Annotated in this window: 14 protein-coding genes; 8 read left to right on the top strand and 6 right to left on the bottom strand. The window is 73.4% G+C overall.

Annotation, left to right across the window (positions count from 1 at the left end; all coding sequences use genetic code 11):
• Positions 1-32 precede the first annotated feature (32 nt).
• From B207_RS0101590 to B207_RS0101605, 4 genes are all read right to left on the bottom strand, one after another.
• Positions 33-3,104: a WD40 repeat domain-containing serine/threonine protein kinase gene (locus B207_RS0101590; protein ID WP_154675071.1), complete on the bottom strand. Its 3,072-nt coding sequence runs from the start codon at positions 3,102-3,104 to the stop codon at positions 33-35.
• 51 nt (positions 3,105-3,155) lie between these two features.
• Positions 3,156-3,959 carry a hypothetical protein gene (locus tag B207_RS0101595; protein ID WP_035739616.1) on the bottom strand — a complete coding sequence of 268 codons (804 nt, stop codon included), beginning with the start codon at positions 3,957-3,959 and terminating at the stop codon, positions 3,156-3,158.
• Between the two features lie 173 nt (positions 3,960-4,132).
• Positions 4,133-4,777, bottom strand: coding sequence for a response regulator (locus B207_RS0101600; protein WP_018634755.1), 645 nt, complete (start codon positions 4,775-4,777; stop codon positions 4,133-4,135).
• 139 nt (positions 4,778-4,916) lie between these two features.
• Positions 4,917-9,140, bottom strand: a complete 4,224-nt coding sequence (locus B207_RS0101605; protein ID WP_018634756.1) for a HAMP domain-containing protein — start codon at positions 9,138-9,140, stop codon at positions 4,917-4,919.
• A 398-nt stretch (positions 9,141-9,538) separates the two neighbouring features.
• Between B207_RS0101605 and B207_RS0101610 the strand changes: the two genes are divergently transcribed.
• Both B207_RS0101610 and B207_RS0101615 read left to right on the top strand, forming a co-directional pair.
• Positions 9,539-11,821, top strand: coding sequence for a SpoIIE family protein phosphatase (locus B207_RS0101610; RefSeq protein WP_018634757.1), 2,283 nt, complete (start codon positions 9,539-9,541; stop codon positions 11,819-11,821).
• A 97-nt stretch (positions 11,822-11,918) separates the two neighbouring features.
• The gene (locus B207_RS0101615; RefSeq protein ID WP_084691957.1) at positions 11,919-12,362 is read left to right on the top strand and encodes an ATP-binding protein; all 444 of its coding nucleotides are present in this window, start codon (positions 11,919-11,921) and stop codon (positions 12,360-12,362) included.
• Between the two features lie 82 nt (positions 12,363-12,444).
• Here B207_RS0101615 and B207_RS0101620 read toward each other — a convergent pair whose 3' ends face one another.
• Complete coding sequence (locus B207_RS0101620; RefSeq protein ID WP_018634759.1) at positions 12,445-13,809, bottom strand: type III PLP-dependent enzyme domain-containing protein; 1,365 nt, start codon at positions 13,807-13,809, stop codon at positions 12,445-12,447.
• A gap of 390 nt (positions 13,810-14,199) precedes the next feature.
• On the opposite strand from B207_RS0101620, the gene B207_RS32075 reads away from it, so the two are divergent.
• From B207_RS32075 to B207_RS0101650, 6 genes are read left to right on the top strand one after another with little or no spacing between them, the layout of a single operon-like run.
• Entirely contained in the window at positions 14,200-15,606 is a 1,407-nt protein-coding gene (locus B207_RS32075) for a diaminobutyrate--2-oxoglutarate transaminase family protein (protein ID WP_035739693.1), read from the top strand.
• The gene (locus B207_RS0101630) at positions 15,603-17,246 is read left to right on the top strand and encodes a pyridoxal phosphate-dependent decarboxylase family protein (RefSeq protein ID WP_018634761.1); all 1,644 of its coding nucleotides are present in this window, start codon (positions 15,603-15,605) and stop codon (positions 17,244-17,246) included. Before B207_RS32075 ends, B207_RS0101630 begins: the two co-directional genes overlap by 4 nt.
• Positions 17,243-19,192 (top strand): IucA/IucC family protein, encoded by a 1,950-nt coding sequence (locus B207_RS0101635; protein ID WP_018634762.1) that lies wholly within the window; start codon positions 17,243-17,245, stop codon positions 19,190-19,192. The genes B207_RS0101630 and B207_RS0101635 overlap by 4 nt, the downstream gene beginning before the upstream one ends.
• Positions 19,189-20,553, top strand: a complete 1,365-nt coding sequence (locus B207_RS0101640) for a lysine N(6)-hydroxylase/L-ornithine N(5)-oxygenase family protein (RefSeq protein ID WP_018634763.1) — start codon at positions 19,189-19,191, stop codon at positions 20,551-20,553. Before B207_RS0101635 ends, B207_RS0101640 begins: the two co-directional genes overlap by 4 nt.
• A complete protein-coding gene (locus B207_RS0101645) occupies positions 20,550-22,451 on the top strand; it encodes an IucA/IucC family protein (protein WP_018634764.1) in 1,902 nt (633 codons plus the stop codon). Before B207_RS0101640 ends, B207_RS0101645 begins: the two co-directional genes overlap by 4 nt.
• On the top strand, positions 22,451-23,905 hold the full coding sequence (locus B207_RS0101650) for a glutamine synthetase family protein (RefSeq protein WP_018634765.1): 1,455 nt from the start codon (positions 22,451-22,453) through the stop codon (positions 23,903-23,905). The genes B207_RS0101645 and B207_RS0101650 overlap by 1 nt, the downstream gene beginning before the upstream one ends.
• Here the strand turns inward: B207_RS0101650 and B207_RS0101655 are convergent.
• Positions 23,865-26,336, bottom strand: coding sequence for an MMPL family transporter (locus B207_RS0101655; protein WP_035739619.1), 2,472 nt, complete (start codon positions 26,334-26,336; stop codon positions 23,865-23,867). The two genes, B207_RS0101650 and B207_RS0101655, sit on opposite strands and share 41 nt — an antisense overlap.
• Between the last annotated feature and the right edge of the window lie 73 nt (positions 26,337-26,409).

Raw genomic sequence — 26,409 nt, forward strand, 5'->3', positions numbered from 1 at the left:
GCGAGCCGGTGATCTCACATCCCGCCACGTTGTCAGGTGGACGGGCAGGGCGGGTCGAAGTGGCGGCTACCGACATGAAGACGCCACTCGGAGCGGGTGATCGTTTTCTGGGAGCGCGCGCAGACGTTGTCCCTCGCGGCACCGGGACTGAGATCCCAGAGGCGGGCGGCGTTGCCGTCCGCGACGGCGAGCGAACGGCCGTCGGCCGCGGCCAGCGCCAGCGCGACCGGCTGGCCGGCTGTCCCTGCCGGTGCCGGCAGGGACAGGCTCGCCCGCGACGACGGGCGGACCGGATTGGACAGGTCCCACAGCGCGACGTCGCCGCCGCCGGCCGTGGGCCCGACCAGGAGCGCATGGCTGTCCGGCGAGAAGGCCACGGCACCGGCACCACCCGTGGGGGTGAAGGACGTCACCCGTCGCAGACCCCGCGGGTCACGGGGCCGGTAGATCTCCACGATCGACCGCGTCCCGGTGGGGGCCGGCACCGACGAGGCGACCGGCACCGACGAGGCGACCGGCATCGGCAGGCCGGCGGTCGAGACCGCGAGGGTGCGCCCGTCCGGCGAGTAGGAGGCGCCTGTCACCACTCCGTCGCCGCTGCGCTGGCTGACCTGACGCGGTCGACGGGGATCCGCGAGGGACCACAGCGAGAGCCGGGCGTCGCCGCCGACCAGCAACTGGCGGGAGTCGGGGGAGAATGCCAGCGCCGTGATCGGCCCCGGGGTGCGCAGGACAGCGAGCGCGGCCGGTTGGCGCGGATCCCGCACGTCCCAGAGCCGCAGCGAGCCGTCGGACGAACCGGTGGCCACCGTCGCGCCGTCCTGGCTCACAGCGATCTCGCCAACCGCGCCGCTGTGCCCGCCAAGCTCACCGAGCCGCTCGACCGCCCCGTCCACCGACACCCGCCACAGCTGGACGTTGCTCGCGATGTCGCCACCGGCCTCGGCGGCCCCCGCCGCCGGCTCCTCCGCCGCCCGGCCGTTCGTGACCGGTCCGGCTGCCGTCACCACGATCACGCCGGCCAGCGGGGAGCGCCTGGGCGGCGTCACGTAGCCGACGGCACTGACCTGCGGTCCGTCGACCGGAAAGGCGGTGATCTGCCGGCCCGACGCGGGGTCGGACAGATCCCACAGGCCCGCACCGCTGTCGCCACCCGTCACCAGGCTCAGCCCGTCCGGTGCCACCGCAAGATCATGGACGTCGCCGGTGAGATGGCCGGTCCGCCGGACGCTCGCGGCCACGAGCGCCTGCGCGGCCGCCGTCGTCGGGGAGATCCGGTACGCCGCCAGCGCGAGCTGGCCGGCGAGATCCGGCTGACGCTCGAGCAGGCCGACGGCCTGGCGGGCGACCCGCCCGGATGTGCCCGCCGCGGTGTGTGCCCGGACCATGCCAACGGTCTCGATCATCATGGTCATCACGACCGTGACCGCGACCCCGAAGAGGAAGACCGGGAGGACGCGGCCCCCGCCGGACAGGCGCGACCGCCAGCCGCCCACCGCCCGTGCCCAGTTCAGCCTGGTGGACTCCCCCGCCCCTGTCTGCGTCGTAGCAGCCGGTTTCCCTGCCAGGGGCGGTGGTGCCTGCCGCACCGCCTCCGCGGGAGCGACCGGGCCGGGCCTGGCCTCGAGTACGACAGTTCGGTCGGCCTCGGACTCCGACTCGTTCCGCAGGTCGGCCCCGGCGGCCAGGTCCGTCTCGGCCTCGGCGGCCGTGTCCGCCGCCGAGCCGGGCCCGTCCGCCGGCCGTACCGCGGCGACAGCGGCCACCGTGGCCTTCCCGTCGCCTGTCAGGCCCTCAGCTTCGGTCGCCGAACCGGCGCCGGACTCGGCCTGCTCCGCGGCCGCTTCCGGCTCCGCAGCCACTTCCGGCTCCGCAGCCACTTCCGGCTCCGCAGCCACTTCCGGCTCGGCCGCGACACCCTTGACCGCGACACCCTCGACCGCTGTGCCCGCTTCGACCTCTGCGATCTCCCCGACGGACCCGGCCGGTTCCGCAGCGCCGGCCGGTTCCGCAGCGGTCGCCTCGACGGCGCCGGCTGACTCGAGGCGGTCGCCAGTCTCGGGCACGGTCTCGGGTGCGGTCTCGAAGTCGGCTTCGGTGCCCGGCTCTGCGCCGACCGTGGCCTCGGGCCGGGGGCTGGGGAGCCGCGTGGTCGTCGTGGCGAGGTCGCTGCCGAGCGCACCGGGGGTGAGCCCGCCGCCGTCAACCGACAGGGGGGCGAGGCGTCCTTCCAGCATTTCCAACAGCTCGGCCGCCGTTGGCCGGCGAGACGGGTCCTTGCGCATCGCCATGCTCACGACGTCACGCAGGGTGTCGTCGAGGCCGACGAGATCCGGCTCCGCATAGACGGCGCGCTGCAACAGAACCTGCGGCGTCCCGTTACCGAACGGAAGTTCTCCGGTGGCGGCGAAGAGGACCACGCCACCCCAGGTGAAGATGTCCGACGCCGCTGTGAGCGGCTGTCTCTGAACGTGCTCCGGGGTAATAAAAGCGGGTGTGCCCATCCCGGGGCCCGTACCGGCACGTGCGGGTAGGGCGACGGTGTTGAGGACACGCGACAACCCGAAGTCGAGCAGTCGGATTCCACCCTCGGAAAGCAAAACATTCGCGGGCTTCAGGTCGGCCGAGACAAGGCCGGCACCATGGAGCCCGGTGAGCGCGGACACCAGTCCATGAGCAAGTGCCCACACCTCGGCCCGTGGGAGAGGGCCGGCGTGCGCGACTCTGAATGCCAGGCTGGGGGCATCGACGAACTCCGTGACGACATACGGGGGCGCAGCCGCGGTGTCCGCGTCGATGATCTCGGCGAGAGTGGGCGGTGCCAGTGCCCGGACAGTCTCCAGGTCGGCCCGCAGCCGCCGGCGGAATTCGTGGTCCCGGGCGAAGGCCGCGCTGATCACCTTGATGACCACCGCGCGGCCGGCCGGATCCCGGCCAAGATAGACCGGCCCGGTTCCCGCCTCGAGGAGCTGTCGTTCAACAGCATACGGACCGATTGAAATCGGCCGATTGCCACGCGAACGTCCGAGGTGTCGCCGGGCAACGACCACAGGTCGGCACCTCCGAAATATTCGTGAAACCCCGTAACGGGACGTCGCGGTCACATGGGACGTATCCGCATGCTATCGACGCAGGCAGGCGCCTGAACGGGCCGGTTACTCTTCGCGGTTCCCCAGAGCAGCCGCGACAGTGAGCAACAGACCGGGATGCCGGTACACCGCCTCGGTCGTCAACGGCCCGCCGCGAAGCACACCGAGAACCTCGGCGTGGCTCGGGACCTGGGTACATCCGCTCCGTACCAGGCCAGCCAGGGTGAGCAGCCCACCCAGGCACTCTTCCAGGACACCCACGGGCGGCCCGGGCCGGCCCCCAAGCCAGGCCCGATGCTGATCGGGACTCATGATTTCCCACACCACCCGGTCTGTCACCCCCGCGGGCCCCATCGGACCACCCCAGGGACCACGCGCCCCCTCGCCCGCCCGATGGTGCACAGCGAGGATGTGCGGCACGCGGACCAGGTCCGCCGCATCGCCCCCACCCGCCCCCTCCGCGGGAGCGCCCATCGCGGGCAGCTCGGGCCGGTGATCGGCGACGACGACGTGCCCGGTCAGGCCGCGCCTCGCACGGGCGTCGTGCAGGCGGCCGGCGAGGCAGACAGCGAGCGCGGCCGTGTCGGAGGGCGCGTACCGCGCATGGACGGCCACCGCGGTGAGCTCGGCCAGGCGCACCAGCCCGACAGCCGTCCGCGCCGCCTGCGCGGCGTCGGCGGCGACGAAGTCGACCAGGGTCGCCCGTTGACCGTGCGCCGGGTCGCCGGGCGGCACCCGGCAGACCGGCGCGTCCGGCGTTCGGCGCACCCGGGCGATCGTGATGAGGCCGTCGGCGTAGGGGAGGCTCAGCCGGGGCAGATCGCCGGCGGCAACCGCGTGCGGGTCGGCGTAGCCGGGCGCATCAGGCACATCAGGCGCATCAGGCGGATGCGGGTCGCCGCCCGCCATCCGCCCCGCCTCCCCCCACACGCACTCCAGGTGATGGTGACCCTACAAGTGGTCAACCACCCTGAAGCCCGTGTTCACGCAGAAGATCCACAGGAGGGCAACACCCAGCCCGTGAGGTCACCGGCGGCGGGCAGTCACTCCGTGCTGCCACCCGACGAGCGGGCGAAGGGCCGCAGCCGCGCCACCAGGCCGCGTACCTCGGCTCCGGCGGCGGCCAGCGTCTCCTCGTTCGAGGTCGCGGCACCGTCGAGGAGGACGTCGAGGGCGATGAGGCGCTCGGCGACCTCCGTGATGAGATCGAAGTCGCGCACCCGCTGATGGGCGAGCTCGGCCAGCCGCTCGTTCTTCTCGAACAGCTCGACGAACACACTCACCTTGGCGCGCAGCAGCCACGGGTCGAACGGCTTGGCGATGTAGTCCACCGCCCCGACCGCGTAGCCGCGGAACGCGTGGTGCGGCTCGCGGTCGATGGCGGTGAGGAAGATGATCGGGGTGTCGCGCGTCCGGCCCCGCTGCTTGATCCGGTGCGCCGTCTCGAAACCGTCCATCCCGGGCATCTGGACGTCGAGCAGGATGACCGCGAAGTCGTCGACGAGCAGGCGTTTAAGCGCCTCCTCGCCCGAGGACGCGGTGACCAGGTCCTGGTCCAGGGAGGCGAGAATCGCTTCCAGTGCCATGAGGTTGTCAGGTCGGTCGTCCACCAGGAGGATCTTGCTCCGTGGCCGTTCCGTGTTTGACGCGCCCGCGGTGTCGACAGGTCCGCCGGTCCGCTCGGTCACCCGCCTGCCTCCTCCTTCGCCGGTCGGCCTGTGTGCTCGTGGCGACGACACCACTGTTCCACCATCGCTGATCGGCATGTCCGGGCCACCACCGGCCCGCCGACACCTACCCGAATGCGCACCATACGCGATCTGATCATCACAGATGTGACCGCATCACTCCAAGAAGACGATCAAGATCGACAGGCTTGGTGATGTAGTCGGTCGCGCCGGCCGAAATGCTCTTCTCCCGGTCGCCGGGCATCGCCTTGGCGGTGAGCACGAGGATCGGCAGCGGCGCGAAGGCGGGCATCGCGCGGATCGCCGACGTCGTCTCGTTACCGTCCATGCCGGGAAGCATGACGTCCATGAGCACGATGTGCACCGGCGTGCTCTCCTGCTGGAGCATCCGGATCGCGTCGTGGCCGTTGTCCGCGTAGAGCACCCGCATCCCGTGCATCTCCAGCGCGCTGGTCAGCGCGAACACGTTGCGGACGTCGTCGTCGACCACCAGGATCGACGCGCCGACCAGCGGATCGGCGGTGTCCAGGTTGGATGCCGGGGGCCGGGCCACCGCGACCGGGTCGGTGAGGAACGGCGTACCGGCGGCCTCGGGCGTGTCCGTGAGGGATGCCTCCGGCGCCCGGCTGGACCACAGCGTGCGCCCGACCGTGCGCGGGGCCACCACCGGGCCGTCCTCGCCGGAGGCTGCGGCGCCGCCCGCCGGGGGCGGTGGCGTGGCCCCGTCGCCGGTCGACAGGTCGGTGCCGGGCTCGGCCGCCGGACCGCCGGGCCGGACCGGGCCGGGGAGGGCCGCCCGCTCGCGGCCAGGCGGCAGCTGGCCGCGGCCGCGGTCGCCGGCGCCGTCGGAGCGCCACCGCTGCTGGCCGGCCCCCTCCACGATCATCAGAACGCCGTCCGGCTCTCCGGGAACCGCGCTGGGCGGCGGGTCAGTCGGCATCACCGACGGCACGAACAGGGTGAACGTGCTGCCCTGCCCGATCTGGCTGGAGACGGAGATCGAGCCACCGAGCAGCCGGGCGATCTCCTTGCTGATCGACAGCCCGAGGCCGGTGCCGCCGTAGCGGCGGGACGTCGTGCCGTCCGCCTGCTGGAAGGCCTCGAAGATCATCCTGAGCTTCTCGGCGGCGACCCCGATGCCGGTGTCGCTGACGGCGAACGACAGCACCATCGGCGCCGAGCGCAGGCTCGGCGCGACGAACGGCGTGTCGGGCGGGGCGACGGAGACGTCCAGTCGCACGGTGCCGGCATCGGTGAACTTGACCGCGTTCGACAGCAGGTTCTTCAGCACCTGCTGGAGGCGCTGCTCATCGGTGACGAACTCCTCCGGCACGTCGGCGGTGACGCTGATCTCGAAGGTGAGGCCCTTCTCCTCCGCGGTGGGCCCGAAGACCCCGGCCGCGGCGTCGCACAGCGCGGAGGTGCGCACAGGGCCGGCGTCCACGTTCATCTTGCCGGCCTCGACCTTGGACAGGTCGAGAATGTCGTTGATCAGCCCGAGCAGCTCGGAACCGGCGGAGTGGATCGTCTCGGCGAAGTCGATCTGCTTCTGGCTGAGGTTGTGGTCCGGGTTGTCGGCGAGCAGCTTGGCGAGGATGAGCAGGCTGTTCAGCGGGGTCCGCAGCTCGTGGCTCATGTTCGCCAGGAACTCGGACTTGTACTGCGAGGACAGCGCGAGCTGCTCGGCCTTCTCCTCCAGGCCGATCCGGGCCATGTCGATCTCGGTGTTCTTCTCCTCCAGCAGCGCCGCCTTCTCCTCCAGCTCGTTGTTGGTGCGCTGGAGCTCGACGGACTGGGAGCGCAGCTCCTGGGTGAGGCGCTGCGACTGGGCGAGCAGCTCCTCCGTCCGGGCGTTGGCCATGATCGTGTTGAGGACGACGCCGATCGTGTCGACGAGCTGGTCGACGAGGGTGAGGTGCAGGTCGGAGAACGGCGTGAAGGACGCCAGCTCGATGACGCCGAGCACCTGGTTCTCGAAGATGACCGGGACCACCACCAGATCACACGGTGGCGCCTCGCCGAGGCCGCTGCGGATGTTCAGGTAGCCGGCGGGGACGTCCTCGACCCGGATGCGCTTCTTCTCCAGCGCGGCCTGCCCGATCAGGCCCTCGCCGAACAGGAACGTCCCGTCCGAGCGGCGCCGCGGTACCGACCCGTAGCCCGCGACGTAGCGCAGCTTGTCGCCCTCGATGAAGTCGAGCAGGTAGACGGTGCCCTGCTGGGCGTTCACGGCCGGCGTCATCTCACTGATGATCATCTGACAGACCGTGTAGAGGTCCCGCTGGCCCTGCATCTTGCTGCCGATGAGCGCCAGGTTCGACTTCAGCCAGTCCTGCTGGGCGTTGACCTCGGTGGTCTCCCGCAGCCGGGCGATCATCTGGTTGATGTTGTCCTTGAGCTCGGCGACCTCACCCTCGGCCTCGACCGTGATCGAGCGGGTCAGGTCACCGCGGGTCACCGCTGTGGACACGTCGCCGATCGCGCGCAGCTGGATCGTCAGGGTCGTCGCCAGCTGGTTGACGTTGTCGGTGAGGTCCTTCCAGGTGCCGGCGACGCCGGCGACCGTCGCCTGGCCGCCCAGCTTGCCCTCGACCCCCACCTCCCGGCCGACCCGGGTGATCTCGGCGGCGAACGAGGAGAGCTGGTCCACCATCGTGTTGACGGTGTCCTTCAGCTCGGCGATCTCACCCTGCGCCGTCACAGTGATCTTCTGCGAGAGGTCGCCGCGGGCCACCGCCCGGGTCACCCCGGAGATGTTGCGGACCTGACTGGTCAGGTTCCCGGCCATCCCGTTCACCGACTCGGTGAGATCCCGCCAGACCCCCGACACACCCCGCACATGGGCCTGGCCACCCAGGTTCCCCTCCGTGCCCACCTCCNTGGCGACCCGGGTCACCTCGTCGGCGAACGACGACAGCTGGTCCACCATCGTGTTCAGGGTTTCCTTGAGCTCCAGGATCTCGCCCTGGGCGGTGACGGTGATCTTCTGCGAGAGGTCGCCGCGGGCCACCGCCGTCGCCACCAGGGCGATGTTGCGGACCTGGCTGGTCAGGTTCCCGGCCATCNNGTTCACCGACTCGGTGAGATCCCGCCAGACCCCCGACACACCCCGCACATGGGCCTGGCCACCCAGGTTCCCCTCCGTGCCCACCTCCCAGGCGACCCGGGTCACCTCGTCGGCGAACGACGACAGCTGGTCCACCATCGTGTTCAGGGTGTGCGCGAGACCCGCCACCTCGCCGCGGGCGTCCACCGTGATCTGCCGGGTGAGGTCACCCCGGGCCACCGCGGAGGCGACCTCGGCGATGCTGCGCACCTGGGTGGTGAGGTTGCCGGCCATGATGTTGACCGAGTCGGTGAGATCCCGCCACACGCCGGAGACGCCCATGACCTTGGCCTGGCCGCCGAGCTTGCCCTCGGTGCCGACCTCCTTGGCCACCCGGGTCACCTCGTCGGCGAAGGCCGACAGCTGGTCCACCATCGTGTTCACGGTCGACTTCAGTTCGTGGATCTCGCCGCGGGCATCCACGGTGATCTTCTGCGAGAGGTCACCCTGGGCGACGGCGGTGGTCACCTGCGCGATGTTGCGGACCTGGCTGGTCAGGTTCCCGGCCATCGAGTTCACCGACTCGGTGAGATCCCGCCACACCCCGGAGACGCCCATGACCTTGGCCTGGCCGCCCAGGTTGCCCTCGGTGCCGACCTCCTTGGCCACCCGGGTCACCTCGTCCGCGAACGACGACAGCTGGTCCACCATCGTGTTCACGGTCGTGCCGATGCGAAGGAACTCTCCGCGCACCGGCTGGCCCGCGATCTCCAGCGCCATCTGCTGCGAGAGGTCACCCTCGGCCACCGCGGCGATGACCCGGGCCACCTCGTGGGTGGGCCGGCCCAGGTCGTCGATGAGCGAGTTCACCGACTGGGTCAGCTCGTCCCAGCCGCCGCTGCCGCCGAGGTCGTCCATCCGCATGGTGAGACGTCCGTCACGCCGGATGACCTTGCTGACCTTGGTCACCTCGCGGGTCTGCCGCTCCTGCATCCCGGCGAGCTCGTTGAAGCGGCGCGCGACGTCGCCGCCGATCCCGTCCCAGATCGGCAGCCGGGCACCGAAATCCCCCTCGACCAGCTGGTCCAGCCCGGCGAGCAGGGCTGGGAGCAGCATGTCCACCCCACCGGAGGCAGCAGCGGCCGCCAGGCCGCCCGCACCGCCCGCACCGCCGGCGGGCCCGTTCGAAGCGGCCTCGGCCGACCCGTGGGTGGCGTCACCCGCCGGCAGCGTGGCCGTGGAACCGTTCGGAGGGCCGCCGGAATCCCCGGTACGCACGGGCGACTGCTGGCGGTCAGGGCTCGCGTCGGCGCTCATCAGTCTCCTACCTAGCCTGTGACGGTGGAATTATCAGGGCTGCGAGCCGCGCCGAGGCGGCCCCGCGACGGCCCGTCGCGGCGGACCGGTCGGCACCCGAGCGGACGGCTCCCCGGACCCGTCTCCCGGATGTCTGACGATGGTGATGTCTGACGATGGTGTGGTTCAGATCGTGATGTGGGGTAGGCGTGCGGCTGACGACGATGCGGAATGCAGCAGAGGGGCGGAGGTGTGATGGTGTCGTTCGATCGGTCCAAGCTGTCGGCTGGCTGTAGGTGCCTGTGTTGCTGTGAACGTTCGTCCCGCGCTGGCAGGCTTCGCGTGGGGAGCACGCGAACAGAGCGCATCAGCCGCCAGTATCCGCCTTGCCGAGGACAACGCAGGAGAGACTGAGCCACATGAACGCCGACCCCGCGACCGGAGACCGGGTTCCGCCCCCGCGTTCCGTCGCGCTCCCGCCGACCGCCGACTCGCCGCGGTCAGCCCGGCGTTTCGTGCAGGACGTCCTGCGCGGCAGGCTGGACGAGGACACTCTCGACTCCGCACTGCTCCTGGTGACCGAGCTGGTCACCAACGTGGTCGTGCACGCCGGCACGACCACCACGGTCGACATCACGCTGGACCAGGCCGGCGTGCGGGTCAGCGTGAGCGACCGTCATCCGGTCCGCATCGGCGTCGGCCGGCGCGAGACGTCGGTGCCGCGCCCGCGGCCCACCGACCTGGACCTGGAGAACCTGGACGACCTGGAAAGCCTCGAGGGGCTGGAAGGTCTGGAGAGCCTCGAGGGGCTGGCGGGGCTCGACGCCGGCCCGGGCGCGTTCGACGGGCTGCGTGAGGACGGGCGCGGGCTCGCCCTGGTCGACGCCCTGTCGGCATCCTGGGGCACCGAGCATGTGGCGGGCGGGAAGACCGTCTGGTTCCGCCTCGCCACCCGGCCTGCCGACAGCTCGCCGCCGGGACCGGCCGGGACGTCCGGAGCCGAGCCCGCCGGAGCCGCCGCCCCGGCCGGAGCTGCCGGCCCAGCCGGGGCCGCCGGCCCAGCCGGGGCCGACCCGGTCGGGGCGTCTCCAGGCCACGAGCTCAGGGCCGGCGACGAAGCCGCGCCAGCGCCCGCACGCCGGATGCCACGGCTGATCGCCCGTGACACCGCGCGCGCCCTGACCGCCGAGGGCGAGGTCGCGGAACTCCTCGCCCAGCTCCTCGACGCGCTACCCACCGCCGCCGGCGGGCGCGTCCGACGCCCGACGCAGGACGGGGGCCGCACCGAGACCGTGGCGATGCTGGGTCGCGCCCGTCAGGCCGGCGAGGCGCTGGTGTTCCCGCTGGACCCGACCCAGGAGTCCCTCGGCGAGCTGCTGCTGTGGCCGGCCGTCACCGGCGGGGAGAGCACCTTCGACGTCGAGCAGGTCCAGCTCGTGTCGCGCTGGATGGCGCTGGCGCTCGGCGGTGGCGACATGCGCCGGGCGGAGGAGCGCCGCATCGGCATGCTCTCCTTCCTCGCCGAGGCGTCCGACCTGCTGGCCGGGAGCCTGGACCTGACCCATTCGCTCACCCTCCTGGCGCGGCTGCCGGTGCCGCGTCTCGCCCAGTGGTGCGCGGTCTACCTGAACCACGACGGCAGCGATCCGTCCTTGGAGGCCCTCGTCCACGCCGAGGAGTCCGAGACCGCGGCGCTGACCAGGGCCGCGGTCGACCCGGACGGCCCGCTGATGGCTGCCGTGCGCGCGGCCCGTGGGGACAAGGCCCAGACGATGACCGCGTTCGGCGGGCCGGCGCTGGTCGTCGTCCTGCAGGCCCGGCGACGGGTACTGGGGGTGCTCGCGCTCGGCCGGGCGGCCGGGCACGCGTTCCTCGCCGACGAGATCGACCTGCTGGCCGACCTGGCCCGCCGGGCGTCGTTCGCCGTCGACAACGCGCGGCTCTACAGCCGTCAGGTGGAACTCGCGGGCACCCTGCAGGCGGGGCTGCGCCCGCCCGCGCTGCCGCACATCGCCGGGATCGACCTCGGCTCGGCGTACGGCGCGGCGCAGTCCGCCGGGCTGGACGTCGGCGGTGACTTCTTCGACCTGATCTCCGGGCCGAACGGCTGGACGATCGCCATCGGCGACGTCTGCGGGAAGGGAGCCGAGGCGGCCACCGTCACCGGGGTGGCACGTGCCGTGCTCCGGCTGCTCACCGGGCGGGGTGCGGATCTGGAGGAGCTGCTGCTGGAGCTGAACCGGGCGCTGCGGGACACCGCCGCCGCCTACCCGAGCGGGCACGCGCGCTTCTGCACCCTGGCCGCCGCCACCCTGCTGCCGACGGAGGGCGGGGAGGCCCTGCTGCGGCTGCACCTGGCCGGCCACCCGCAGCCGGTCGTGCTGCACCGGGACGGCACCGCCTCACTCGTCGGCCTGACCGGCACCCTCCTCGGGGTGCTCGACGACGACGAGATCTCCTTTCCCGGCCTGGACCTGCGGCTGCGCGCCGGCGAGTCGCTGGTGCTGTACACCGACGGGGTCGTCGAGGCCCGCCAGGGCCGGGAGCTCTTCGGGGACCAGCGGCTCCTCGACGCCGTCGCCGGCTGCGCCGGGCTTCCCGCGCAGGGAGTGGCGGATCGGGTGCGTTCCGCCGCCGAGCGGTTCGCGGGCGGCAACCTGCGGGACGACGTCGCGATCCTGGTCGCCCGGGTGGCCGAATGATCCCGGTCGGGGGGATTGGCCGGCCGGCATGTGGGTAGAACCGTGCGGGATGTCCCCGTTCTAGACGTGGTGATTGATGAGTTCGATGTCGGTTCCGATGAGCGTTGTCCGGCGGGCAGGCTGGTGCCGCCTTCCGGCCACGCACATCGTCGCGGAGCTGCCCTACCTCCCGTCAGCCGTGCCGCAGGCACGACGGGTGCTGCGTGAGTGCCTCGACATGACGGCCCTGCCCGAGGAGAGCAGCGCCACGGCGGAGCTGCTGGTGAGCGAGCTCGTGACGAACGCGGTCAAGTACGGCAGCCCGCCGGTGTGGCTTCTGGTCGAGCTCCGGCCGGGCCTGGTCCACGCCTCGGTCTCCGACACCTCGACAACGCTGCCGCACCGCCGCGAGTCCGCGCCCGACTCGGAGGGCGGCCGCGGGCTGCTCATCCTGGACGCCCTGGCCGCGAGCTGGGGCGCGGTGTCGGTGGAGTCCGGGAAGTACCTCTGGTTCGACCTCTCCGTGCCGCTGCTCAAGCCCCCGGCCGGCCAGATCCGCTAGCGCCGGAGCGGCCGGGCGCCGCGTCACGGCTTGGCGCCACGGCTTGGCGTCACGGCCTGGGCCTGGTACGCGCCGGTCGCGGTCACGGCTCGGGCGAGCTCGCATCGACGACGACCCGGTCGGCGCGGGGGTGGCCGAGGAACTCGTGCATCGCGAACTCGTAGCCGTAGGCCCCCGCCATCGGGAAGACCACCACGTCACCGGCACGCAGCCGGTCGATGGTCACGTCCCGGGCCAGGGTGTCCTCCGGGGTGCACAGCTCCCCCACCACGGTGACCGGCCCTCCGGCCACCTCCGGCCGGGGCCAGCCGTCCGGCCAGGTCTCGCGGGGCACGACAGCGAAGTTGTGGACGATCTCCCAGGATGTCGGTAGCTGGAAGTGGTGAATACCGCCCCGCAGCACCGCGAACGCCTCGCCATGCACCCGCTTGACGTCGGTCACCTCGGCGGCGTACCAGCCACAGTCCGCTGCGAGCGCCCGGCCCGGCTCGAAGATCACCCGGGCCCCCTCCGGTGGGCACAGCCGGGCCAGCCCGTCGCCGAACAGGTCCAGGTCGAAGGGGCGCTCGCCGCGCCGGTCCGGCTCGAAGGGCACGCCGAGGCCACCGCCGACGTCCACCACCCGCAGCGCGAAGCCCCCCTGACGGGCCGCCCGGGCCGCGAAGTCCAGGCACCAGCGCACGTACTCCAGGTGCGCCCGCGCGTCGAGGTTCCCCGACACCGCATGGACGTGGAAGCCGACCAGCTCGACCCCCGGCAGCGACCGGGCCACCTCGACCGCCGCCGGGACGGCGCTCTCCTCGATCCCGAACGCGGTGGGACGCCCACCCATCCGGAGCGCGCCGCCGAGCCCGACCTGGGCGGGGTTCACCCGCAGCGCGACGGCCGCCCGGCGCCCGGCCTCGGTGGCCACCGCGTCGATGCGTCGGAGCTCCAGCACGCTCTCGGCGTTGAGGACGTCCACCACCGGCCCGGCAGAGCCCGGCGGGCCGCCCAGCAGGGCCCGCAACAGGGTCGTCGACTTGCCCGGCCCGGAGGCCACCAGGCCCGCCCGCCGACCGCCCGGCGGGGCGGCGCGGGCAACGGCGCCGGCCGCCAGCGCGAGCTCACGCGCCGAGGAGACCTCGAAGCCGTCGACTCCACCAGCGCCGCCGGCCCCACCCGAGCCGCCGACCGCGCCCATGCCGCCCGTGCCGGTGCCGCGCAGCAGGGCGTCGAGGACGGGCGGGAAGGAGTTCGCCTTGACGGCGAAGTACAGGTCCGCCCAGGCGGGCAGGTGCCGGCGCAGGTCCGCGGCGGCCTGCGCCGCCACGGCCGGGTCGTACAGGTAGGTCGCGATCTCCCCACGCTCGGCGGGCCAGGAACGCAGCCAGCCGAGGATCCCGAGGGGCAGCTGGCCGGGGCCGAGGGCTCGCAGCGGGGCTGCCGACACGGGAAGGTCCAGCACGTTGACGCCCCCTCCTCCGACCGACCGGGCCCCTCTGACACCCCGCAGAAATGACGGGGCCACACCGGAGACATCGGCAGAATCGCTCGCGTGGGCGCCCTGCAACCGTAATCTTACAGTCGGCAACAGTCTCGCCTGGTTCGTCCTTCGTTCAGTTTGCCTCTCACGCCCCTGCCGGCCCGCCATCGCGGCACCGCGGCACCGCGGCACCGCGACAGCAACTCGATTTCGACATCCCGACATCCCGACCTCAGCACCGACAGCACTCCGGTGCAGCACCGCAGGGGCAACAGTGAGGAAAAGCTCGGCGCATCCACACGCCGGAGATCGGGACTCATCGAAGTTAGGCTTCCCTGATCCGGCTCGCTCGAAGGGAAGTCGCCCGTGAAGATGATCTCTCCGGCCGACACCGAGGCCGGTCCCGGCAACACGGATCCGGCTGCAGCGGCCGCCATCCTGGCCCGCCAGGCCACCCGGGAGTCCGCGGCCCGCACCTACGCCCGGTCGCTGCCGATCGTCCCGGTCGGCGCCCACGGCTCCTGGATCACCGGCGCCGACGGGCGACGCTACCTCGATTTCCTCGCCGGCGCCGGCACCCTCGCCACCGGGCACAACCACCCGGTGGTGGTCGAGGCGATCGAGCGGGTCCTGCGCTCCGGCGCGCCGCTGCACGTGCTCGACCTCGCCACCCCGGAGAAGGACGCCTTCACCGAGGAGCTGGTCGCCACCCTGCCCGTGGGCCTGCGAGAGGACCCGCGCCTGCTGTTCTGCGGCCCGACCGGCGCCGACGCCGTCGAGGCCGCCCTCAAGCTCGCGCAGACCGTCACCGGCCGCCAGACGGTGCTGGCGTTCACGGGCGCCTACCACGGGATGACAGCCGGCGCGCTCGCGGTGACCGGCAAGGTCGCCGTCAAGGAACCGCTGCCGGCTGCCGGCGCGGTCGCCCGGCTGCCCTTCCCGTATCCGTACCGGTGCCCCTTCGGGGTGGGCGGGCCGGCCAGCGCCGAGATCTCCGCCCGTTTCGTCGAGCGCCTTCTGGACGACCCCTGCGGCGGGATCACCAGCCCGGCGGCGATGATCCTCGAGGTCGTGCAGGGTGAGGGCGGTGTCGTGCCCGCGCCGGACACCTGGCTGCGCGCCATGCGCGAGGTGACCCGCCGCCGGGGCATCCTGCTCATCGTGGACGAGGTGCAGACCGGCGTGGGCCGCACCGGCCGTTTCTGGGCGTGCGAACGCGCCGGCGTGGTGCCCGACATGCTGGTGATGTCGAAGGCGATCGGCGGTGGCCTGCCGCTGGCCGTCGTCGCCTACCGTGCCGAGCTGGACACCTGGGCCCCGGGTGCCCACGCGGGGACCTTCCGTGGCAACCAGCTCGCGATGGCCGCCGGGCGGGCGACGCTGCGGCTGGTCCGGGCGCAGGAGCTCAGCGAGCGCGCGGCCGTCGTCGGCGACCGGCTCCTGGCCGGCCTGGCCCAGCTCGGGCGAGGCACCGCGATCGTCGGTGACGTCCGGGGCCGCGGCCTGATGCTCGGCCTCGAGATCGTCGACCCGGAGGCCGCCGCGGACCGGACGGGTGCCCGCCCGGCCGACCCGCACCGCGCGGCGGCGATCCGTGACGCCTGCCTGGCCCGCGGATTGATCATCGAGCTCGGCGGCCGGCACGACGCCGTGCTCCGCCTGCTGCCGCCGCTGACGGTCTCCGACGAGGAGGCCGAGCTCGCCCTGGGGATTCTCGCGGAGTCGCTGGAGGCGGAAACCAGCGCGGGCACGCGGGCCGGCACGCCGCAGGCCCGATGACGAGGCCGGGTCACCGGCCGGCCGACGACCTGCGGGCACTGCTCGCCGTCACCGTGGACGCCCTCGACGCCGGGCGGCGGGACCGCAGCGGCCCGTTGCCTTCCGGCGGGCCGGCGGACGTCCGGAAGGCGGCCCTCGAGGCTCTTGGCGGGCCCGGTCCGCTGCTCCCCCCGACGGGGGACGGGGAGGCCGCGGCGCTCGGCGCGCTCACCCGCATGCTGTCGGCCGGCTCGGCCGATCCCGCGGACCCGTTGTGCGCGGCTCACCTGCACTGCCCGCCGCTCACCGTCGCCGTCGCCGCTGATCTCGCGGTGAGCGCGCTGAACCCCTCCCTCGACTCCTGGGACCAGGCTCCGGCCGGCACCACCATCGAGGCGGAGGTGCTCGCCGCGCTCGCCGACCTCGTCGGCTACGACCCGTCCCGCGCCGTCGGCACGGTGACCACCGGCGGCACGGAATCCAACCTGATGGGCCTGTTACTCGGCGGGCATGTCGCCGGACGCGCTGCCGCGCCGGCTCCCGGGAGCACCGCCGCCTCCCCCCGTGGCTGGCTCGGCCAGCTCTCGCACCACGGGCGGCACGGCGCGCGCCCAGCCGCGTCCCGCGCACCCGCGTCTCGCCCGGCCGCCGCCGCGGCGCTGCCCGTGTTCTGCTCCGCGGCCGGCCACCACTCGGTGCGCCGCGGCGCCGAACTGCTCGGGCTGCGCAGAATCGTCCCGGTGGAGGTCGACGCCGCCCACCGGATGGATGTCCAGGCGTTGCGGTCGGCGCTGGCCCACCACCCCGGGCCGGCTCTCGTCGTCGCGACCGCCGGCACCACCGACGCGGGTGCGATCGACCCGCTGGCGGAGATCGCCGAGCTGGTCCGCGCCCACCCGGCCCCGGTCTGGCTGCACGTGGACGCGGCGCACGGCGGGGGCGCCCTGTTCTCCCGCCGGCTCGCCGAGCGGCTGGCCGGGCTGGCCCAGGCCGACTCCGTCGCCCTCGACCTGCACAAGCTCGGCTGGCAGCCAGCCCCCGCCGGCATCTTCCTCACCCCGTCAGGCCGGGGGTGGGACCGGCTTGACGCCGAGGTCGCCTACCTGAACCCGGCCGACGAGACCCTCGCCGGGTACACCAGCCTGCTCGGGCGCTCCCTGCGCACCACCCGCCGCCCGGACGCGTTCAAGATCGCCGTGACCTTCCGCGCGCTGGGCCGGGAGCGCCTCGGCGCGATGGTCGACACCTGCCACGATCTCGCTCGGCACGCCGCCCGGGTGGTGGCCGCGGACCCGCGGCTTGAACTGGCGGCTCCGGTGGCCCTGAGCACGGTGCTGTTCCGCTACCTCCCGCCGGAACCCGGCGAGCACCAGCCCGACACCGGCGGCGGCGCGCCGGAACACACCGGCGTCCCGCCCCGCGCGGTCCGCGCGGGCCGGCTCGACCGGCTCGACCGGCTCGACCGGCTGAATGCCGCCATCCGCACCCGGCTCCTCGAGGAGGGCAGGGCGGTCGTCGGGCGCACCACCGCCGGGCCCCACGGGGCCGTCCACCTGAAGCTCACCCTGCTGAACCCGAACGCAACCGACGCCGACGTCTCCGCCCTGCTCGCACTCGTCGCCGAGACCGGGGACCAGCTCGCCGCCGAGCGGACACCATGACGGAGGCCGGGCGGACGTCCGCGGCGGAGGCGGAGGCGGAGGCCGCGGCGGTCGTGACCGAGGTGCTGCTCCGCTGCTGGGCCCGCGAGGTCGGGCTCGGCGGCGCGGTGGACGGACCACCGGCGCCGGGGCACCTGCGGATCGCGCTGCCCGCAAGCAGGCTCGACATCGACGTGGAGCTGCGGTACCGCTCGCCCACCGGCTGGCACCGGTTCGGCCCACCCGGCCTGCACGGCACGCCACTGGACGTCGGCCCACTCGCCGCGCTCCTCGTGCGGGAGGCGGCGGGCACCGCGATCTCCCCGGCGGCGGCCCGCACCGCGCTGGCCCGCATCCTCGCCTCCACCGCCTGGCTCGCCCGCTTCATCGCCGCCCGCGCAGCCGGGTCGGTGGCCCGGGCTGACGGCACCGCCGGAGACAGCACCGCCGGGGACGGGAGCGCCGGGGACGGGAGCGCCGCGCCGTTCCTCGTCGCCGAGCGTGCCCTGATCACCGGTCACCCGTTCCATCCGGCGGCGAAGAGCCGCGGGGAGGCGACCGACGCGGAGACGGCGCGGTACTCCCCCGAGCTGCACGGGTCGTTCCCGTTGCACTGGTTCGCCGCGCACCCCGACGTCGCCCGGCACGGGGGTCCCGATCCGGCGCCGCTGCTGGCGTCCCTGCGCGGCACCGGCGGACCGCCCGCGCCGAAGGGGTACCTGGTGCTGCCGGCCCATCCCTGGCAGGCACGGGCCATCCGGGACCGCCCGGCCCTCGCCGGCCTGCTCGGCGACGGCCGGCTGGTGGACCTGGGAGCGTCCGGCCCGCGCTGGTACCCGACGGCGTCGCTGCGCACCGTCTGGCGGCCGGACGCACCGGTGATGCTGAAGCTGTCGCTCGGTATGCGGATCACCAACTCGCGCCGGGAGCTGCATCCCGACGAGCTCGCGCTGGGCGCCGAGATGGCCCGGTTCGCCCGGCTGGAGGCGGACGGCTGGCTGCGGCGGCACCACCCGCGGTTCCGGCTCGTTCCGGAGCCGTCGTGGATGTCGGTGCGTGGCGGCGGGCTGGAATGCTCGCTGCGGACGAATCCGTTCGGGCCCACCGACCGGGTGGTCTGCGCCGGCACGCTGATCGCGGACCGACCCGACCTCGTCCCGGGGGCGCCCGGCCGGTCCCGGCGGTCAATGCTCGCCGATCTCCTCACCGGTCTCACCGGCGGTCTCACCGGCCTCGGCATCGGCGTCGGCGTCGGCGTCGGCGGCAACGACGGCGGCGGCGGCCCGGGGGCGCCGGGCGTCGCTGCCGGCGGCGGGCGGGCGGCAGCGGACGCGGGGGCGGTCGCCCGCGAGTGGTACGCCCGTTACCTGCGGGTTCTCATCGTCCCGGTGCTCGACCTGTACCTGCGCCGCGGGACGGGCCTGGAGGCGCACCTGCAGAACACCCTGGTGACGCTGGACGAGCAGGGCTGGCCGGTCGCCGGCTGGTACCGCGACAGCCAGGGCTACTACCTGGCCGCCTCCTACGCCGACACCGCCCGCCGGCAGGTGCCCGGGCTCGGCGAGGGGCTGCCCGCCGTCTTCGACGACACCCTGGTCGAGCAACGCGTCCTCTACTACACAGTGGTGAACAACGCACTGGCCATCGTGGGGGCGCTGGGCGCCGCCGGGCTCGCCGACGAGCACGACCTGCTCACCGTGCTGCGCGAGACCGTCGTCGGCCTGCGGGCGGGCCTGACCTCCGGGCCGAGAACGGGACTGGGAACGGCCTCGGCGTCGGGGCTGACGGCCGGCGGTGGCCTGGCCGCGCGCCGCGGCCTGCTGGACCGGCTCCTGGACGCGCCGACGCTGCCCTGCAAGGGCAACCTGCTGACGTGCGTCGACGGGCGCGACGAGCTGGTCGGGCCCGTGTCGAGCCAGTCGATCTACGTGGAGATTCCCAATCCGCTGCTGGAGGTCCGCCCTTGACGCCGTCGCCCCCGGACGAGGCCGGCCCCTACGACCTGCTCGGGGTGGGGCTGGGGCCGTTCAACCTCTCCCTCGCGGCGCTGGCCGACGGCGTGCCCGGGCTGCGGGCGGTGTTCCTCGAGCAGGAGGACGAGTTCCGCTGGCATCCGGGCCTGCTGCTGGACGGGACGACACTGCAGGTGCCGTTCCTCGCCGACCTGGTGACGTTGATCGACCCGACCAGCCGGTGGTCGTTCCTGTCCTACCTGCGCGAACACGACCGCCTGTTCCGCTTCTACTTCTACGAACGGTTCCACCTGCCGCGCCGCGAGTACGACGACTACTGCCGCTGGGCGGCGCACGCCCTGGCCTCCACCCGGTTCGGGAGCCGGGTGGAGGCGGTGCGCTGGCAGCCGGGCAGCGGGCTGTTCGAGGTGACGGTGTGGGACGGGCAGCCGCGCACCCTCACTGCCCGCAACCTGGTGCTCGGGGTCGGTACCGAGCCGGTCGTGCCGGCGGCGTTCGCCGGGCAGCGCGGGCCGCGGGTGTTCCACTCGGCCGACTACCGGCAGGCGCGCGGCCGGCTCGCCGGGGCGGGGCACGTCACGGTCGTCGGGTCCGGGCAGTCCGGCGCCGAGGTTTTCGCCGACCTGCTGCGCGCGCAGCCCACCTCCGGGCACGCGCTGGCCTGGATCACCCGGACACCGGCCTTCGCTCCCATGGAGTACTCCAAGCTGGGGCTGGAGCAGTTCACCCCCGACTACGTGCGCTACTTCCACGGGCTCGACCAGCGGACGAAGGACGCCCTCGTCCCCGGCCAGTGGCAGCTGTACAGGGGCATCGACGGGCAGACGATCGCCGAGATCTACGACCTTCTCTACGAGCGCAGCATCGGGGGGGCCGAGCCGGACGCCCTGCTGCTCCCGAACGTCACCATCGAGGCGGTCGAGGCGGTCGAGGCGGGTGAGGCGGGTGAGGCGGGCGTCGGCCCGGCTGGGCAGCGCAGCTACCTGCTGCGCTGCCGGCACGGCGATCAGCACCGCGCGTTCACCGTCGGCACCGACGCGGTGGTGCTCGCCACCGGCTACGCGCCTCGCCGCCCGACCCTGCTGGACCCGGTCGCCGACCTGCTCGACCTGGACTCCGGCGGCCGTTTCCGGATCGACGAGCGCTACCGCCTCGCGACCGCGGACGAGCTCACCGGACGGATCTACGTCCAGAACGCCGAACTGCACACCCACGGAGTGGGGGCGCCCGACCTCGGGCTGGGCGCCTGGCGGGCGGCGGTCATCCTGGACGACCTGACCGGTGGCCGGGCGCACCGGTTGCCGCGCCCGGCGGCCTTCACCACCTTCGGCACCCCGAGCGGAGCCGGCCGGTGAGCGCCGCGACGGACGGCGAGCTGTGGCGCACCGCCGGACTCGCGCTGCTGACCCGGCTGATCGCCGAGCTGGCGTACGAGGAGCTCCTGGTCCCCGTGCCCGACCCCTCGGCCGGCACGGCGGCGCGACGTCCGGACCCACCGCCGGTCGGCCGAGGTGCCCCGGCGCCGTACCGGATCGACTGCGGGGCGGCGGCCTACACGTTCACCGCCCGCCGGGGCACCTTCGGCAGCTGGTGGCCGGACGCCGGAACACTGCGGCGCGGCGGCGGGCCGGCCTGGGACCCGGTGCGTTTCCTCCTCGACGCACGGGAGGCACTCGGCTGGTCGGGCGACGTCCTGGCGGAGGTCGTGCGCGAGGTGACGGCCACCCAGCGCGCGGACGTCCAGCTGTTGCGCGGGGCGCTGCCCGCGGGCCGGCTCGCCGACCTGTCGTACGTGGAGCTCGAAGGCCATCAGTCCGGGCATCCCTGCATGGTCGCGAACAAGGGGCGGCTCGGCTTCGGCGCGACGGACGCCGCCCGCTACGCCCCGGAGTCCCGGGCGCCGTTCCGGCTGCGCTGGCTGGCGGCCGAAGCCGGCCTGGCTCGGCTCGTCACCGCGGAGGGCCTGGCCCCGGGCGCGCTGTACGAGGCCGAGCTGCCGGCGGGTACCAGGGCGGAGTTCACCGCGGCCCTGCACGCGGCTCTGATCGACGCGGGCCTGGCCGACGCGGGTTCCGTCTCGGCGGCGGCGGACCGGTACCGGTGGCTGCCGGTCCACCCGTGGCAGTGGGAACACGTGGTGGTGCCACTGTTCGCCGCCGAGCTGGCCACCGGGACGCTGGTCGATCTCGGCGAGGCACCCGACCGGTACCTGCCGCTGCAGTCCGTCCGGACAGTGGCGAACGTCGACACACCGGGCCGGCGAGACGTCAAGCTCGCCCTCATGATCCGCAACACCCTGGTCTGGCGCGGGATGTCCGCCGACGACGCGGACGCCGGCCCCGTGGTCTCCTCGTGGCTGACACGGCTGGCGCGGGAGGACCCGGAGCTGCGGGCCACCGGCGTCATCCCGCTGGCGGAGGTCGCCGGTGCCACCGTGGCCCATCCGGCCTACGACGCCGTGGCGGACGCCCCGTACCGCCTGCACGAGCTGCTCGGGGTGCTGTGGCGGGAGCCGGTCGCCTCCCACCTGGCGCCCGGCGAGCGGGCCCGGACGATGGCCGCGCTGCTCACCGTCGGAGCAGACGGGCAGGCGCTCGTGACCGAGCTCGTCCGGCGCTCCGGGCTGGCCCCGGAGCAGTGGCTCACGGCGTTCCTGCGGGCTCTGCTCCCCCCGCTGCTGCACTACCTGTACGTGTACGGCGTGGCCTTCACCCCGCACGGCGAGAACGTGATCTGTGTGTTCGATGCGGACGAGACCCCGCGGCGCATCGCCGTCAAGGACTTCGGCGCCGACATCGACCTGGTCGAGGGCGACTTCCCGGAGCGCGCCGCTACCGACGGCGGGGCCGGTGCGCTGTGCCGGCACTGGCCGGCCGGGCTGTTGGCGCACTCGGTGCTGTCGGCGGTGTTCGCGGGGCACTTCCGGTACTTCTCGGTGCTGGCCGCCGACCACCTGGGCATCACCGAGGAGCGCTTCTGGTCCCTCGTGCGGGACACCGTGCTCGGCTACCAGCGGACCCACCCCGAGCATGCCGCGCGCCACGCACTGATCGACCTGATGGGCCCGGTGTTCGCCCGCGTCTGCCTGAACCGGGAGCAGCTCGCCGGGGCCGGCTTCCACGACCGCGCTGGGCGGGACGCCCAGTTCGACGTCCTGCACGGCACGGTGGCGAACCCGCTCGCCGCCATCGCGCAGCACTCCGGCGACGCGCAGCAGTCCGGCGACACGCAGCAGTCCGGCGACACGCTGTGATGATCGGCGGTGGCGGGGCGCCCGGGGATGGCGGGGCCCCGGAGGACGCCGGGACGCCCACGGGCACCGCCCGGGTGACGGAGCTGCTCGACAGCGGCACCGTGGACGAGGTGATCGTCGCCGTGCCGGACCTGCAGGGGCGGCTGGTCGGCACGGGACTGTCACCGGAGTACTTCCGCGAGCAGGTGCGGTCCGGCTCCGACGGGGTCGGCGCGTGCACCTACCTGTACGCCGTCGACGTCGAGATGCGGACGGGGCCCGGCTACGCCTACGACCCCTGGCAGGGCGGGTTCGGTGACCTGCGCCTGCACCCCGACCTGACGACGCTGGGCCGCGCGCCGTGGCGGCCGCGCTCGGCGGTCGTCATCGCGGACGCCGTCTGGCCGGACGGGACCGCCGTCGAGGCCGCGCCGCGGACGGTGCTGCGCCGCCAGCTGGACCGGTTGGCCGCCCGGGGACTGCGGGCGTTCGCCGGCACCGAGCCCGAGTTCCTCGTCTTCGAGGAGACCTACCGCGAGGCCGCCCGGCAGGACTACGGGAGGCTCACCCCCGCCAGCAGCTACGGCATCGACTACGCGCTGGCTGGCACCGAGCGGATGGACGATCTCGTCCGGGCCATCCGGACGGCGATGGCGGCGGCCGGCGCACGGGTGGAGTCGGCCCGGGCGGAGGTGCATCCGGGCCAGTTCGAGATCGTCTTCGGCTACGACGAGGCGCTGCGCACCTGCGACCGGCACGCGCTCTACAAGACCGCCGCGAAGAAGATCGCCGGCGCGGCCGGCCACGCCCTGACCTTCATGGCCAAGTACGACGAGGGCGAGGGAAACTCCTGCCACGTGCACCTGTCCCTGCGCGGCGACCAGGGGGAGCTCGCCTTCGCCGCCCCTGGTGCACCCGATGGCCCTGGTGCACCCGAGGGCCCTGGTGCACCCGAGGGGGCCATGTCAGACCTGATGCGGTGGTTCGTGGCCGGCCAGCTCGCCTGCCTGGCCGAGTTCACCCTGCTCTACGCGCCGACCGTGAACTCCTACAAGCGGCTGGCACCGGGCGCCTTCGCCCCGACCGGGATCTCCTGGGGCCTGGACAACCGCACCTGCGCGATCCGGGTGGTCGGGCACGGCGCCTCGCTGCGGATCGAGCACCGGGTACCCGGCGGCGACGCCAACCCCTACCTGGCACTCGCCGGGATGATCGCCGCCGGCCTGCACGGGATCGAGCACCGGCTGCCGCTGGAACCACCGCGCACCGGTAACGCCTTCGCCGCCCCCGACGTCCCGCGGCTGCCCACCACCCTGGCCGCCGCGGCCCGGGCGTGGCGGGAGAGCGCCACCGCCCGGGCCGCGTTCGGCCAGCCGATCGTCGATCACCTTGCGCAGGCCGCCGACGTCGAACAGGCCGCCTTCGACCGGGCCGTCACAGACTGGGAGCGCCGGCGTTGTTTCGAGCGGTTCTGACGTCGGGCACGCTTCCGGCCGGCGCACTGCCCGCGGGATCACCGGCGGCGGCCATGGCGGACGCGGCGGGAGCGGCGGGAGCGGCGGGAGCGCCACCCTCGCTCAGGCCGATCCGTGCGTGCAGGGCCCGCAGCGGCTTCGGCGCCCACCAGTTGGCGTCCCCGGCGACCCGCATGAACGCGGGCACGAGCACACCGCGGATCAGCGTGGCGTCCAGCAGGATCGCGAGCGCCGTGCCCAGGCCGAACATCTGCATGAAGCGGACGGACGAGGTCGAGAAGGCCACGAAGGTCACCGCGAGCAGTGCCGCGGCGGTGGTCACGAGACGTCCGGTACGGGCCAGGCCGGCGGCGACCGCCTCGGCGTTCGACGCACCCGCGTCATGCTCCTCCTTGATCCGGGAGAGCAGGAAGACCTCGTAGTCCATGCTGAGCCCGAAGGCGATGCAGAACAGCAGCACCGGCATGGACGTGTCGAGCGGGCCCGGGGTGAAGTCGAACAGCCAGCCGAGATGCCCGTCCTGGAAGATCCAGACGGCGACTCCGAAGACAGCAGTGAGCGTGATCCCGTTCAGCACGATCGCCTTCAGCGGCAGCAGCACACTGCCGGTGAACAGGAACAGCAGCACGAAGGTGGTCAGCGAGATCAGCCCGATGGCGAGCGGGAGACGGTCGGCGATCGTGTCCTTGCCGTCGACGAGGACAGCGGACGGCCCGCCGGCGAGCGCCTCGGTCCCGGCCGGGGCGGCGGTGTCGCGGATCTGGTGGACGAGGGCCTGAGCCTCTTCCGAATGCGGTTCCACGGACGGCACGACGCGCAGGTAGGAGGCGTTCTCGGCCGTGTGGCGGCTGGCGGGCTCCCTCGGTGGCGCGACCGTCCGCCCGTCGATCAGGCTGCCGGCGGAGCTGTCGACCCGGGCGACGCCGTCCAGTTCGGAGAGGGTGGCGGCGTAGCTGGCGACCTGCTCCGGTCCGGTGCGGTCGGCCGGGCCGGTCACCACGACGACGACGGCCCCCGCGTCGTTGGAGGAGAAGTCCGAGCGGAGGACGTCACCGACCGCCCGGCTGGAGGCGTCCGCGCGCAGCACCCGGTCGTCCGGGGTGCCGAACTCGACGTGCAGGAAGGGGGCGGCCAGTACCAGCAGCAGGGCGACGACAGGCAGGCCGGCGAGCAGCGGACGGCGCATCGTGACGGTGGCCACCCGGCGCCAGAACGGCGACTCGACCACCTCCCGCGGCACCTCCCGCCCCGCAGCAGCGCCCGTGCCCGCGGCCGCTCCCGTTCCGGCTCCGGCTCCGGCTCCGGTCGCAGCGTCGGCCCGCGCCGCGGCATCGGCAGCTCGGCGGCGGCGGAACAGCCCGATCAGGCCACCGACCCGCAGCGCGTTCACCCGGGATCCGAGCAGCATCAGCACGGCCGGCAGGACGACCACCGCGGCGACCACGGCCACGGCGGTGACCGCGATGCCGGCGTAGGCCATCGACTTGAGGAAGTACGGCGGGAAGACGAGCATCACCGCGAGCGCGACGATCACCGTCGCGCCGCTGAACAGGATGGTGCGCCCGGCGGTGCGCACCGTCACCGTCACGGCCTCGGCACGGTCCCGGCCGGCCGCGAGCTCCTCGCGGAAGCGGCTGACCATCAGCAGCGCGTAGTCGATCCCGAGGCCCATGCCGAGGGCCGTCGTCAGGTTGACGGCGAAGATCGACACATCGGTGAGGCTGCCGACCACCGAGAGCACGGCGAAACCGCCGAGGATGCCGAGCAGCCCGATCCCGAGAGGGAGGAGCGCGGCCACCAGCCCTCCGAAGGCGATGATCATCAGCACGGTCGTGATCGGGATGGCGATCGACTCGGCGATGGCCAGGTCGGCCCCGACCTGGCCGTTGATGTCCTCGCCGACCGTCGCGGCGCCGCCCGGGCGCACCGTGACCGGGGCGGCGGCTCCGCCCGGTGGGCCCTGGTCGGCCTGGCCTGCCTCGTAGGCGTCCTCGAAGCGGGCCACCAGGTCCTCGGTGTGGTCGTCGTCCACGCTGGCGACGACGAGCGCTGCGCGGCCGTCGTCGGAGCGCAGCGGCGGGGCATCCGTCCAGTAGGACGAGACGTTCGTGACTCCGGGTTCGCGGGCCAGGTCCTCCGCGAGCTCCCGGCCCGCCCGGGCCACGGCGGGATCATCGACCGCCCGCCCGTCCGGGCCGGTCACCTCCGGCCGGGCGGTCACCAGGAGGACGAGGTTCGGCTCGCCGCCGAACTTCTCGTCCACCAGGTCCGCCGCCCGGCTGGAGGGTGAGGCGGGGTCGTCGAAACCGTCCGACTCGAGCTTGCCGAAGGCGCCCATGCCCACCACTCCGGCACCCAGCAGCGCGACAAGGGTGAGGAGCAGGACAAGTCGTGGCCGACGGGTGACGATCTTCGCTACAACAGTGAACACGGGACCCTCCCGAGAGAAGCAGTCTCTTGGGAGAACAGTGTTCGCAGAGATCGACGCCACCGTCAAGAGCAGT

This window comes from Parafrankia elaeagni (assembly GCF_000374165.1).
In the GTDB taxonomy this organism is placed as follows: Bacteria; Actinomycetota; Actinomycetes; order Frankiales; family Frankiaceae; genus Parafrankia; species Parafrankia elaeagni.